Source organism: Parafrankia irregularis, assembly GCF_001536285.1.
In the GTDB taxonomy this organism is placed as follows: domain Bacteria; phylum Actinomycetota; class Actinomycetes; order Frankiales; family Frankiaceae; genus Parafrankia; species Parafrankia irregularis.
Window position 1 is genome coordinate 1 of record NZ_FAOZ01000016.1, and the last position, 12,839, is coordinate 12,839.

General features: G+C 72.0%; 10 protein-coding genes and 1 pseudogene. 4 read left to right on the plus strand and 7 right to left on the minus strand.

Annotated features, from left to right (window positions below; translation table 11 throughout):
* Nucleotides 1-237: 237 nt before the first annotated feature.
* The 3 genes from AWX74_RS22345 to AWX74_RS22355 form a co-directional block, all read right to left on the minus strand.
* Nucleotides 238-1,176: a ribose-phosphate diphosphokinase gene (locus AWX74_RS22345; RefSeq protein WP_091280309.1), complete on the minus strand. Its 939-nt coding sequence runs from the start codon at nt 1,174-1,176 to the stop codon at nt 238-240.
* 171 nt (nt 1,177-1,347) lie between these two features.
* Nucleotides 1,348-2,010, minus strand: coding sequence for a response regulator (locus AWX74_RS22350; protein WP_091280312.1), 663 nt, complete (start codon nt 2,008-2,010; stop codon nt 1,348-1,350).
* Nucleotides 2,007-3,155: a sensor histidine kinase gene (locus AWX74_RS22355; protein ID WP_165615733.1), complete on the minus strand. Its 1,149-nt coding sequence runs from the start codon at nt 3,153-3,155 to the stop codon at nt 2,007-2,009. Before AWX74_RS22355 ends, AWX74_RS22350 begins: the two co-directional genes overlap by 4 nt.
* 89 nt (nt 3,156-3,244) lie before the next feature.
* Between AWX74_RS22355 and AWX74_RS22360 the strand changes: the two genes are divergently transcribed.
* The 4 genes from AWX74_RS22360 to hypF all read left to right on the plus strand — a co-directional run bounded on the left by AWX74_RS22360 (nt 3,245) and on the right by hypF (nt 9,383).
* Nucleotides 3,245-4,165, plus strand: coding sequence for an ABC transporter ATP-binding protein (locus tag AWX74_RS22360; protein WP_091280321.1), 921 nt, complete (start codon nt 3,245-3,247; stop codon nt 4,163-4,165).
* Nucleotides 4,162-4,938 carry an ABC transporter permease gene (locus AWX74_RS22365; RefSeq protein WP_114476409.1) on the plus strand — a complete coding sequence of 259 codons (777 nt, stop codon included), beginning with the start codon at nt 4,162-4,164 and terminating at the stop codon, nt 4,936-4,938. Before AWX74_RS22360 ends, AWX74_RS22365 begins: the two co-directional genes overlap by 4 nt.
* A 167-nt stretch (nt 4,939-5,105) precedes the next feature.
* Nucleotides 5,106-6,710, plus strand: coding sequence for a YhjD/YihY/BrkB family envelope integrity protein (locus AWX74_RS22370; protein WP_091280329.1), 1,605 nt, complete (start codon nt 5,106-5,108; stop codon nt 6,708-6,710).
* Nucleotides 6,711-6,848: 138 nt separating this feature from the next.
* A complete protein-coding gene (gene hypF, locus AWX74_RS22375; RefSeq protein ID WP_397312995.1) occupies nt 6,849-9,383 on the plus strand; it encodes a carbamoyltransferase HypF in 2,535 nt (844 codons plus the stop codon).
* On the opposite strand, the pseudogene hypB reads toward hypF, so the two are convergent.
* The 4 genes and pseudogenes from hypB to hypD all read right to left on the minus strand — a co-directional run.
* A pseudogene (gene hypB / locus AWX74_RS22380) lies at nt 9,338-10,033 on the minus strand (hydrogenase nickel incorporation protein HypB); the annotation flags it as partial. The gene hypF and the pseudogene hypB sit on opposite strands and share 46 nt — an antisense overlap.
* Nucleotides 10,033-10,431 carry a hydrogenase maturation nickel metallochaperone HypA/HybF gene (locus AWX74_RS22385; RefSeq protein ID WP_091280337.1) on the minus strand — a complete coding sequence of 133 codons (399 nt, stop codon included), beginning with the start codon at nt 10,429-10,431 and terminating at the stop codon, nt 10,033-10,035. The gene AWX74_RS22385 and the pseudogene hypB, both read right to left, overlap by 1 nt.
* Nucleotides 10,432-10,446: 15 nt before the next feature.
* On the minus strand, nt 10,447-11,607 hold the full coding sequence (gene hypE / locus AWX74_RS22390) for a hydrogenase expression/formation protein HypE (RefSeq protein ID WP_091280340.1): 1,161 nt from the start codon (nt 11,605-11,607) through the stop codon (nt 10,447-10,449).
* A complete protein-coding gene (hypD, locus tag AWX74_RS22395) occupies nt 11,604-12,788 on the minus strand; it encodes a hydrogenase formation protein HypD (RefSeq protein WP_091280344.1) in 1,185 nt (394 codons plus the stop codon). Before hypD ends, hypE begins: the two co-directional genes overlap by 4 nt.
* Nucleotides 12,789-12,839 lie beyond the last annotated feature (51 nt).

Here is a 12,839-nt window from a genome sequence, read left to right on the forward strand (position 1 = left end):
GGGTACGTCTGCCGTATCCCGTCGAGGGCACCTGTAACACCGTCAAGCTCCTGGTCAACGGCCACAGTTACGAGTTTCGGGTCCGGTCGAGTAACAGCAACGGTGAGGCGGGCTACTCCAACTCCGCCACCACCGTGGCAGGCTCCTAGCGCCCCAGGGACCTGCCGATCGACTACGAGGGAAGCCCTGGCGGCCACCGGAACCGAGCCTGCCTCTACGCCGACCCGTCAGCTCCCATCAGTCGAACAGGGCGCTGACGGATTCGCCGTTGTGGATGTGGCGGATGGCGTCGGCGAGCGCCGGGGCGACGGACAGCACGGTGAGCTTGGAGAACTGGTCGGCCGCCGGCACGGGGACCGTGTTGGTGCAGACGATCTCCGTGACGTCGGGTTGGTCGCCGATGCGCTTGAGCGCGCCGTTCGCGAAGAGACCGTGCGTGCAGGCGACCCGGATGGACCCGACGCCGATCTCGCGCAGGCGCTCCAGCAGTTCGAGCACGGTGCTGCCCTGGGCGATCTCGTCGTCCAGGATGATGATGTCGCGGCCCGCGACGTCGCCGATGACGGCGCTGATCGCGACGCGGTCGTCGGCGAAGCGCTGCTTGGCGCCGGCCGCGACCGGCACGCCGAGGCGCCGGGCGAACCGCGCCGCCTCCTTGGCGTTGCCGAGGTCGGGGGAGACGACGGTCGTGTTCGACAGGTCGTTTCGCTGGAAGTGCTGGGCGAGCTCGCGCAGCGCGTGCAGGTGGTCGACCGGGACGCTGAAGAAGCCGTGCACCTGCGGTGAGTGCAGGGTCATCGCGAGGATGCGGCTGGCGCCGGCGGTGACCAGCAGGTCGGCGACGAGCCGGCCGCCGATCGAGATCCGCGGTGTGTCCTTCTTGTCGGACCGCGCGTAGGAGTAGTGCGGCATGACGACGGTGATCCGGGCGGCGGAGGCGCCGCGGGCCGCGTCGAGCATGAGCAGCAGCTCGACCAGGTTCTCCTGAACGGGCTTGATCAGCGGCTGGATGATGAAGATGTCCCGCTCACGGCAGTTCGCCTGCAGCTGTACTTCGAGGCAGTCGTTGGCGAAACGGTCGACGCGGACCGGCGAGAGCGGAACATCGAGATGGCCGCAGACTTCCTCCGCGAGCTGGTGGTGCGCACTTCCGCTGAACACGGCGATCTCTCGCACAGGGCACTCCCGTCGGCTCCGGCTACGGCGGATCTTCGCTGCCGGCGTCATCCTATGAGGGCGATCCCGGCGACCTGATCCGCCGCGGGCCTGCGGGCCTGCGTGCCCGTGTGCCCGCGGGCTCCGGTTCCACCGCCGGCCCACCGCATGTGCGGCCCACCACTGGTGGCTTCAGCTGGTGAGGCCGGATTCGTACGCGAAGATCACCAGCTGGGTGCGGTCCCGCGAGCTGGTCTTGGCCAGCAGGTTGGTCATATGGGTCTTGATCGTGCTGGTGGCCAGGACCAGGTCGGCGGCTATCTCGGCGTTGGACATTCCCCTGGCGACCCGGGTGAGGACGTCCCGTTCGCGATCGGTGAGCGTGTTCAGGAGCAGACGGGACGGGCTGGGCTCGGGGGCGTTCCCGTCGGCCGGGGGCGTGGCGGTGAACCGGTCGATGAGACGGCGGGTGGCCGCCGGGCTGAGCAGGGCGTCGCCGGCCGCCACAACGCGGATCGCGGTCAGCAGGTCCTCGGGCGGGGCGTCCTTCAGGAGGAAGCCGCTGGCACCCGCCCGCAGCCCGGCGAAGACGTACTCGTCCAGGTCGAACGAGGTCAGGATGATGACGCGGGTCGCCGGCCGCGCGGTGATCCTGCGGGTGGCGTCGATGCCGTTGACCCCGGGCATGCGGACGTCCATGAGGACGACGTCGGGATGGATCTCGGCGGCCATGCGCACGGCCTCGGCGCCGTTGCTCGCGGCGCCGACGACCTGCATCCCCGGTTCCGTGTTCAGCAGCGCCGCCAGCGACACCCGTAGAAGGGCCTGGTCGTCGGCGAGCATGACCCGGATCATCGACGGGACCCGCCTGGCACGGCCGGATAGGGGAGCCAGGCTTCCACCCGCCAGGTGTCCTGGGGCTCGGGCCGGGCCGTCAGCGTGCCGCCGTGGAGGTGCGCCCGATCTCGCATGCCGGGAATGCCCTGGCCTTCGGCGCCCGCGCCGTCGGCGGCGGCGGGGCCCGGATTGGTGACGCGCATGCGGACACCGTCGGCCTCGTGGGCGATCTCGACGGTTGCCGATCTCGTGGCGGCGTGCTTGACCGCGTTCGTCAGCGCTTCCTGGACGATGCGGTAGGCAGCCACGTCGGCACCTGCGGCGAGCGCGACCGGGGACCCGTGGATCATCAGCTCGGTGCGCAGGCCGGCGGCCGAGGCGGCGGCCACCAGATCACCCAGGTCGGCCAGGCCGGGCTGAGGTGCCAGACCGTCGGTGTCGTCCCCGCGCAGGACGCTCATCAGGCGACGCATCTCCTCGAGAGAGAGGCGGCCGGTCTGCTCGATCGTGTTCATCACCTCGTGCAGGGGATCGTCGGGCGCTGACCGGAGGCGGGCTATGCCGGCCTGGACGGTCATCAGGGTCACCCCGTGGGCGACGACGTCGTGGAGCTCGCGGGCGATGGTGAGGCGTTCGGCGACGAGCCGGCCCTCGGCCTCGGCTTCCGCCCGACGGCGTTGCTGCTCGGCGAAGGCGGTCATCCACACCCGGCGCTGGCGGACGGTCTCGGCGAGCACACACGGCGGCACCGCGACGATCAGCGGGACCGCCACGAGCTGGAGCGGGGTCATGCCGTCCTGGGTGAGCACGATCGCCTGGGCGAGCAGCCAGGTGGCGAACCCGGTGACGACGGCCGCGCGCCTCGACCGGACGGCTGCCGAATACGAGGCCAGCATCCAGGCGGCGGCCTGCATGGTGGTGTCCAGTTCGAGCACGTACAGGTAGGTGACGGCGTTCGTCCAGATCAGGACGGGTACCGGGTACCTGCGGCGCAGCAGAATCGGCGCCGTGACCAGGAGCAGGGCCGGGATCAGAGCGGGCTCGTGGTCGCCATCGGCAGCGATCACCGCGAGCAGCACGATGGCGACCGCGTCCAGGGCCACCCAGTGCCACGGCCGCAGCTCGATCACACCGCGACGGTAGCTGCTCCGAGCGCGGAACACCTCCTACCACGGTCGGAACCGTGATCGGCACCGTGGGCGGAAGCGGGCCGGGTGCCGGATCGGCGACCGTGCTGGCAAGGAGGTAGAACATGATCGAAGTAACCGGACTGGTGAAGCGCTACGGCGCGGTCGCGGCCGTCGACGGGCTCACCTTCACCGTCCAGCCAGGTCGCGTCACCGGGTTCCTCGGGCCGAACGGCGCGGGCAAGTCCACCACGTTGCGTCTGATCCTCGGCCTCGACCGGGCCACCGCGGGCCGGGCACTGATCGCCGGCCTGCCGCTGCGCGAGCTCGCGCGGCCGATCACCCGGGTCGGCGTTCTGCTGGATGCCTCGGCGGTGCACGCGGGTCGTTCGGCCCGATCGCACCTGCGGGCGATCGCGGCGGCGGGCGGCATCGGTGATCGCAGGGTCGACGCCTGCCTGGAGCTGGCGGGCCTGAGCGCGGTGGCCGGCCGCCGGATTCGCGGGTTCAGCCTGGGCATGCGACAGCGACTCGGCATCGCCGCGGCCCTGCTCGGGGATCCCGACGTGCTGCTGTTCGACGAGCCGGTCAACGGGCTCGACGCGGAGGGCGTCCAGTGGGCGCGCACGCTGATGCGCGACCTGGCCGCGCAGGGGCGGACGGTCTTCGTCTCGTCTCATCTGATGGCCGAGATGCAGAACACCGCCGATCACCTCGTCGTGATCGGCCGTGGCCGGCTGCTCGCCGACGTTCCCATCGGCGAGCTGATCGCCACGGGCCTGCTCGAACTGCGCGTGCCCGAGCCGGACACCGGCACGGTGGTGGGCCTGCTCGCCGAAGCCGGCGGTGACGTCGCCGCCGACCAGAGCGGGCTGGTCGTCCGGGGCCTCGACGCCGATCAGGCGGGTGAGCTGCTGCGTGCGGCCGGTGTCCGGGTCACGCATCTGGCCCAGCGCCGGTCCTCCCTGGAGGAGGCCTACCTGGCACTCACCGGTGAGTCCGTCGACTACCGCGCGCCTCGTGCGCGGGAGGAGGCTCGATCGTGATCAGGTTCGTGCTGCGATCAGAGTGGATCAAGCTGGTGTCGGTGCGGTCGACCTGGTGGTGCCTCGGTGCCGCGGCGCTGCTGGTGCCGGTGTTCGGGCTGCTGACGGCGATGGCGACCGACCCGGCCGACGCCGCGGCGAGGCCCAGGGCCTGGCAGGTTGCCGAGGGCGGCTTCGATCCGCTCCAGCCGCTGAGCGGTGTGCTGCTGGCCCAGTTCGCCTTCGGCGTGCTGGGGGCGCTGACGATCACTTCGGAGTACTCGACCGGTCAGATCCGCGGCTCCCTCGTGACCGTCCCGCACCGGCGCCGTCTGCTGGCGGCGAAGCTCGCCGTCCTGCTCGCGGTGGTCGTGACCGTGGCCATGGTGCTCACCGTCGGAACGTTCTTCCTGACCCAGGCTGCCTACCCGGACGGGCTCTCGATCGGGCTGGGTGACGGCGGCGCCTGGAAGGCTCTGCTCGGCATCGTCGCCTACACGACGTTCATCTCGGTGTTCGGTTTCGCGGTCGGCGCAGCGGTACGCAGGACGGGGGCGGCGATCTCGGTGTTCATGTTCGTGACCTTCGTGGTGATGAGCGCGCTGCCCGCGGTGTTCCCGAGCTCGCTGCGGGAGGACGCCGGCCGCTACACCTTCCTCGGCCTGGCCGACTCGTTGACGACCCTGCAGCCGGATCCCCATCCGGGAATGCTCGCCTCCGCCGTGCTCCTCGCCGGTTACGCCACGGTCGCGCTGGCCCCGGCCCTGCTCCTGGCAGAGCGCCGGGACGCCTGACGCCGGAGCCGGACCGGCTCTTGCAGGCTGGCGCTGTCGTCGCCAGGACAGGCCTGGGTTCATCGCCCTGGGAGATACTTCCGCGTGGGTCATCCCTACGATCGCGGATGTCGGTCCAGATTCTCCGGAGGGCGTGCGGGTGGCGCGCCGAGACGAGGAGGCGCAGGGTGGCCCTCGGCGCGCGTCTGGACCGTGCGCAGCAGAGCCGGCCGAGTGTCGCGTTCCCGCTCGCGGTCGTCTACAAGTTCACCGAGGACCAGGGTGGGTACCTGGCCGCGCTGATCGCCTTCTACGGCTTCCTCTCCCTGTTCCCGCTGCTCCTGCTGCTCACCACCTGCCTCGGTTTCGTGCTGGCGGGGCACCCGGACCTGCAGGAGCAGGTGGTCAGCTCCGCGCTCAGCCAGTTCCCGATCATCGGTGACCAGCTGCGCAACGACGTCCACGCGCTGCGGGGGAGTGCCGCCGCGGTGGCGATCGGCGTCTTCGGCAGCATCTGGGGCAGCCTCGGTGTGGCCCGTGCGGTCGGCAACGCGCTGGACACGGTGTGGGCGGTCCCGCGCCGGTCCCGACCGAACCCGTTCTTCGCACGGGTGCGCAGCTTCGGCCTGATCGGTCTGCTCGGCCTCGGTGTGCTTCTGACGACCGTGCTCTCGGCGATCACGACTCGGGCGAGCGACCTGGGGACCGGCCTCGGGGTCGGCCTGCAGGTGCTGGCCGTGGTGCTCGGTCTCATCGGGAACACGGGCCTGGTCCTCGTGGCGTTTCAGCTGCTCACCGTCAAGGATGTGTCGTTCCGCCAGGTCCTGCCGGGGGCGGCGATCGCCGCCGTGGGCTGGCAGCTGCTCCAGTCTGCCGGTACCTATCTCCTGCAGTACCAGCTGCAGGGCCGGACCCAGGTGTACGGGCTGTTCGCCCTGGTGCTCGGCCTGGTGACCTGGCTGTACCTGCTCGCCGTGGTGATCGTGTTCGCGATGGAGATCAACACCGTGCGGGTCGGGCGGCTGTACCCGCGCGCGCTGCTGACGCCGTTCACGGACGACGTCGTCCTGACCGACTCGGACCGGCGCGTCTACACCGCGTACGCGCAGGCCGAGCAGTTCAAGAGCTTCCAGAAGGTGGACGTCTCCTTCGACCAGGATCCGCCCATGGAGCTGACCCACGCGATGCGCACCACGGGGACCTGCCGCCGATTCCGGCCGGACCCGGTGCCTGACGACGTCCTGGTCGAGGCGTTCGACGCGGCCCGGTTCGGGCCGCAGGGCGGGAACCGGCAGCCGGTGCGGTTCGTCGTCGTGCGCGATCCGGAGCGCCGCGCGGCGCTGGCGGGCCTGTACCGGGCCCGCTGGCAGCTCTACCTGGCGGCGTTGCGGGAGCGTGGGCTCACCCCGCCGCCCGACACGGATCACTTCGTGCAACACCTCGGCGAGGTGCCGGTGCTCATCGTGGTCTGCGTGGAGCTGGCGGCGCTGCATCCGACCGACACCGACCTCGGCCGGCTCAGCATCGTCGGCGGGGCGTCGGTCTACCCGATCGTGCAGAACCTCTGCCTCGCGCTGCGCGGCCAGGGTGTCGCCAGCGCCCTGACCACGCTGTTGGTCGCGGACGAGCCCGCGGTGGCCGAGCTGCTCGCGATCCCGCCCGGGTACGTCACCGCGGCGCACCTGGCGGTCGGCTACCCGGAGGCGGACTTCCCGCGCCGGCTGAGCCGCCGCCCCGTCGCCGAGCTGGTCTTCGAGGACACCTTCGGACACCCGATGGGCGACAGCCAGTAGCCCGACGGGCGACGGTCAGTGGTCTGAGTGACACTCGGGAAATGACGGCACGAGAGCATGTCAGGGTCGACGTGACCGGAATCGTGCAGGGGGTCGGCTTCCGTCCCTTTCGTTCACGGGCTGGCCACCCGGCTGGGGCTGCGCGGCGAGGTCGGTAACGACAGCGAGGGCGTCCACATCGAGCTGGACGGTGACGGCGCCGACGTCGCCGCGTTCCTGACCGCGCTGCGGGAGGAGGCCCCGCCGCTCGCGGAGATCGAAACCGTGGACGTCACGGAGTGCGTCGACCACACCGACCACCACCTCGGCGGCTCGGCCGGCCCCGGTTCCGCGGAACCGGGGGGTGGCTTCCGCATCGTCGCCAGCGATCCGGCGCGCGACGGGGGCGGGCCGCGGACGCAGGTCTGCGCCGACAGCGCCACCTGCGCGGACTGCCTGCGCGAGCTGGCCGACCCGGCCGACCGGCGCTACCAGTACCCGTTCATCAACTGCACGAACTGCGGGCCGCGTTTCACGATCATCGTGGACGTCCCCTACGACCGGCCCGCCACGACGATGGCGCCGTTCCGGATGTGTTACCGCTGCCGGGCCGAGTACGAGGACCCGGCCGATCGGCGTTTCCACGCCCAGCCGGTGTGCTGCCCGGACTGCGGGCCCTCGCTGGAGTTCCGGCCGGCGCACGGCTTCTGGCTGACCCCCGACTTCCGCCTCGGGCCGGGGTTCCGCCTCGGGGCCGGGATCCGTCCCACCACCCGCCCGGGCCAGGGGCCGTCCGACAACGCCCTGAACCAGGCAGCGGCGCTGCTGCGGGCCGGCGGGATCCTGGCGGTCAAAGGCCTCGGCGGGTACCACCTGGCCGTGCTCGCCGCCGACGAGGCGGCGGTCGCCCAGCTGCGCCGCCGCAAGCGCCGCGACGGCAAGCCGTTCGCCCTGATGGCCCGGGATCTGGCCGATGTGGAGCGGCTCTGCGTCGTCGACGAGACCGCCCGCCGGCTGCTCACCGGCCGGCGCCGCCCGATCGTGCTGCTCGACCGCCGGCCCGCACCGCCCAACGCACCCGACGGTGCCGGGACGTCCTCGTGCGTCGCGCCGTCGGTGGCCCCCGGGGTCCGGACGCTCGGGATCATGCTGCCCTACACGCCGCTGCACCACCTGCTGCTCGGGCGCCTGCCCGGTCCGATCGTGCTCACCAGCGGCAACATCTCCGACGAGCCGATCCTGTTCCGTGACGACGAGGCCCTCGCCGGGCTCGGCCGGGTCGCGGACGGATTCCTCCTGCACGACCGGGCCATCCACACCCGCCTGGACGACTCGGTCACCCGGTCGGTCCGCGGCCGCGAGGCGGTGGTGCGCAGGTCCCGCGGCTATGCGCCGGAGCCGGTGCCGCTGGCCTGGGACGTCGCCCGGCCCGTGCTCGCGTGCGGAGCGGAGCTGAAGAACACCGTCTGCCTGGCGGCGGGGCGGCGCGCGTACCTGTCCGGGCACCTCGGTGACCTGGAGAACCCGGCGACCCTGCGGTCGTTCGCCGGTGCCATCGAGCATCTGGGCAGGCTGTTCGACATCCGGCCGGAGCTGGTGGCGCACGACCTGCATCCGGAGTACCTGTCCACCAAGTGGGCGCTGGAGCAGGAACTGCCCGTCGTCGGCGTCCAGCACCACCATGCGCACATCGCCTCCTGCCTGGCCGACAACGGGCAGCGGGGGCCCGTGCTGGGGGTGGCGTTCGACGGTCTGGGCTTCGGCCTCGACGGCACCCTGTGGGGTGGGGAGTTCCTGTGGGCCGACCTCACCGGCTTCACCCGGGTGGCCCACTTCGAGCCGGTGGCGCTGCCCGGCGGGGCGGCGGCGATCCGCGCACCCTGGCGGATGGCGGCTGCCTACCTGCAGGCCGCCGGGGTGGACGACGCGGAGCGGCTCGGGGTGGCGCGGCGCAACGAGGCGTGGTGGGACGCGGTGACCAGCCTGGCCCGCGCGTGCTCGGCCACCTCGCCGGCGACGCCGTCGACGCTGGCAACGCCGGACACACCGCCCACGCCGACTCCGCTGGCGCCGCGGACCAGCAGCGTGGGGCGGCTGTTCGACGCGGTCGCCGCGCTGGTCGGCGTCCGCGACACGATCCGCTACGAGGGGCAGGCCGCCATCGAGCTGGAACAGCTGGCCGCACCCGGTGACCACGGCGCCTACCCGTCCGGGGCAGGCCGGGGAGCACTGGCCCGGGGCGCACGAGTCGGGGGAGCACCGGGCACCGACGCCCTGATCCTGTCGGGTGCCGGGCTGGTCCGGGACGTCGTGGCGGACCTGCGCGCCGGGACCACCTCGGAGGTCATCGCGGCGCGTTTCCACACCACCCTGGCCAGGCTCACCGTCGACACCTGTGTGGCGCTGCGGGAGCGGCTGTTCGGAACGGAGCCCGGCACCGTGGCCCTGTCGGGCGGCGTGTTCGCCAACGTGCGGCTCGCCGGGGAGATCGAGGACGGCCTGGCCCGATCGGGCTTCACCGTGCTGACCCATGCGCGGGTGCCCTGCAACGACGGCGGGATCAGCCTCGGTCAGGCGGCCGTCGCCAGTGCGCGCAGCCAGGAGAACCAGTCGGAAAGCCCGGCCCCGTCGTTCGCGGACACCGCCAGCACCCGGACGGACGGGTTGACCTGCCGCACCGCGTCGGTGAACTGATCCCCGTCGAAGGCCAGCCAGGGCAGCAGATCGACCTTGGTCAGCAGGATCAGATCCGCGGCCCGGTACATGTGCGGGTACTTGGTCGGTTTGTCCTCGCCCTCGGTGACCGAGGTGAGCACCACCCGGGCCGTCTCACCGAGATCGAACAGTCCGGGGCAGACCAGGTTCCCCACGTTCTCGATGAGCACCACGGAGCCCCGGTGCGGATCGAGGGCGCCGCGCCGCGGGTCGAGACGGCCGGGGCCGGGCAGCGGGTCGAGCTCGCGCAGCGCCCGGCCGACGGAAGCGGCGTCCAGATGGCAGCCGGTGCCCGTGTTCACCTGGACCGCCGGCGCTCCGGTCGCGCGGATGCGCTCGGCGTCCAGCCGTGTCTCCTGGTCGCCTTCGATCACCGCGCACTCGACGGCCCCGGTGAGACCGGGGATCGTGTGCTCCAGCAGCGTCGTCTTCCCCGAGCCCGGAGAGCTCATCAGGTTGACGGCGGCTGTCCGCCGCGCCGCCAGCCAGGCCCGGTTCTCCCGGGCGGTCTCGTCGTTTCGGGCCAGCACGTCCAGCTCCAGCCGCAGCATCCGCGTCGCGGCGCCGGCGCCGGGGCCGGTCTCGTGTGCCGACTCGTCGGTGCGGTCACACCCGCAGGTGCCACACATCAGCCCACCTCCTCATCGGCCACCTCGACCTCATCGGCCACCTCGACCTCATCGGCCGCCTCGACGTCCGCCACCTCGACCGCGACGATCCGGACCTGCTCACCGCCGGTCAGGTCGATCTCGTGGCTGCCGCACCGGCACGGCGTGAGCAGGTCGGGCAGGTCGACGTCGCGCCCGCATCGTCGGCAGTGACCCCGCCCGACCGGCTCGGTGAGCTCCAGCCGCGCGCCGGCCAGCGGTGTGCCGGCGGCGACCAGATCGAAGCAGAACCGCACCGGCTCGGTCATCACCCCGGACAATCGGCCGATCTCCAGCGCCACCCTGGTGACCCGGACGTCCGCGGGCAGCCGGTCGACGACCATGTCGACCAGGCCGACGGTGACGGAGAGCTCGTGCACCGCGCGACCGCCCGGTCAGCAGATCCGCGGCAGCGGGTCGCCCACCAGCAGGTCGACGATGCGGGTGCCGCCGAACGCCGTGTTGAGCAGCACCGTTCCCGGCGGGTCGTCGACGATCCGGCCGATCACCGTGCTCTGCGCGCCGAGCGGGTCCGCACGCAGGGCCGCGAGCGCGGCGTCGACCGCCTCCGGGGCGACGATCACCACCATCCTGCCCTCGCACGCGACGTACAGCGGGTCGAGCCCGAGCAGCTCGCAGGCACCGCGCACCTCGGTGCGGACGGGCACCGCGGCCTCGTCGACGACGACCCCGACACCGGACGCCTTCGCGACCTCGTTGAGGATCGTCGCGACGCCACCGCGGGTCGCGTCCCGCATCGCCCGCACGCCGCCACCTGCTGCGCCGCCACCTGCTGCGCCGCCGCCCGGTGCGCCGCCACCGTCCCGCGTGCCGTCACCGCCCTGCGCGTTGACGGCTGCCAGCAGGCGTGCGGTGAGGGCTGACAGCGGGGCGGTGTCGGAGCGGAGGTCGGCGCTGAGGTCAAGCTCCCCGCGGGCCAGCAGCACCGTGATCCCGTGGTCGCCGATCGGCCCCGTGACCACGACGACATCCCCCGGCCGGGCCAGTGACGCCCCGAGGTGCAGCCCCGGATCGACCAGTCCGACGCCCGTTGTGGTGATGTAGCAGCCGTCGGCCCGGCCACGCTGGACGACCTTCGTGTCCCCGGTGACGATCGACACGCCCGCGCGCGTCGCCGCCTCGGCCATCGACGCCACGATCCGGCGCAGGTCCGCGATGTCCATGCCCTCCTCGAGGATGACCGCGCAGGCCAGGTGCAACGGGCGGGCCCCGGCCACCGCCAGGTCGTTGACCGTGCCGTTCACCGCGAGATCCCCGATGTTGCCGCCGGGGAAGAACAGCGGCGTGACGACGAACGAGTCCGTCGTCAGGGCGAGGCGCTCGGTGCCGGCGGCGAACACCGCCGCGTCCTCCAGCGGTTCGAGCAGCGGGTTGCGCAGTGCCTCAAGGAAGACCGCGTCGACCAGGGTCGCCGTGGCCTTGCCGCCGGCGCCGTGCGCCGAGGTGATGTGGGTGTCGCGCAGCTTGGGGCGCCGGCGCCGAGCGGCCTCGACCCGGTCGAGGACTCCGGACGCGCCCCGGTCTACCGCCGTCATACCCGGGCCACCGCCTTCCTGGGGTCATCCTTCCTGGGGTGATCGGAGCCGACGTCATCCCCACACTGGGGGGTGGTGCCGCGGTGGCGCAGGCGCCCGAAGTTGTAGTAGGCCGCGCAGGCCCCTTCGGGGGAGACCATGCATGCCCCGATCGGGGTCTCCGGGGTGCAGCCGGTGCCGAAGACCCGGCATTCCCACGGCTTGATCACACCGGTCAGGACCTCGCCGCACTGGCAGGCCTTCGGGTCGGCGACCCGGGCACCTGGTGGCGCGAAGATCCGCTCGGCGTCGAAGGCCGCGAACCGCTCCCGTACCTGCATGGCCGACCAGGGAATGCGTCCCAGCCCGCGCCACTCGAAGTCCGGCCGCGGTTCGAGGACCTCGTCGATGGCGGCGAGCGCCACCGGGTTGCCCTCGGCCGCGACCACCCGGGTGTACTGGTTCTCGACCTCGCACCGACCGTCGCGGAGCTGACGGAGCAGCTGGTAGATGGACTGCAGGATGTCCAGCGGCTCGAAGCCGGAGACGACCAGCGGCTTGCCGTAGTCGCGCGGGATGAACTCGTACGGCCGGCAGCCGATGACCGTCGAGACGTGCCCGGGGCCGACGAATCCGTCCAGGCGCACGTCGGGGGAGTCGAGGATCGCCCGCAGAGCCGGCACGATCGTGATGTGGTTGCAGAAGACGGAGAAGTTCTCCAGGCCTTCCGCGGCCGCCCGCAGCACCGTCAGCGCGGTGGACGGTGTCGTCGTCTCGAAGCCGATCGCCATGAACACGACCCGCCGGTCCGGGTTCGCCCGCGCGATCTTCAGCGAGTCGAGCGGGGAGTAGACCATCCGGATGTCGGTGCCCTCGGCGTTCGCGTCGAAGAACGAGCCGTGACTGCCCGGAACCCGCATCATGTCGCCGAACGACGTCATGATGACGCCGTCCTGACGGGCGATGTGCATGGCATCGTCGACCCGGCCCATCGGGATGACACACACCGGGCAGCCCGGGCCATGCACCAGGCTGACCTCCGGCGGGAGATGGTCCTCCAGACCGTGTTTGTAGATCGTGTGGGTATGCCCGCCGCACACCTCCATGAAGGCGTAGGCCTGCCCGGGCTCGCACAGGTCGGCCATCCGGGCCGACAGCGCCCGCGCGGTGTCGGCGTCTCGGTACTCGTCGACGAAGCGCATCAGCTTCCCCTCCTTCCTCGCTGGTCGGCCGACGTTCAGTGCGCCTGAGAA

What these genes read in the sequence shown, in the direction of transcription:
- hypE (WP_091280340.1), bottom strand. Translation starts at nt 11,607, where the DNA reads ATGACGGCGGTAGACCGGGGCGCGTCCGGAGTCCTCGACCGGGTCGAG.
- AWX74_RS22350 (WP_091280312.1), bottom strand. Translation starts at nt 2,010, where the DNA reads ATGATCCGGGTCATGCTCGCCGACGACCAGGCCCTTCTACGGGTGTCG.
- AWX74_RS22360 (WP_091280321.1), top strand. Translation starts at nt 3,245, where the DNA reads ATGATCGAAGTAACCGGACTGGTGAAGCGCTACGGCGCGGTCGCGGCC.
- hypD (WP_091280344.1), bottom strand. Translation starts at nt 12,788, where the DNA reads ATGCGCTTCGTCGACGAGTACCGAGACGCCGACACCGCGCGGGCGCTG.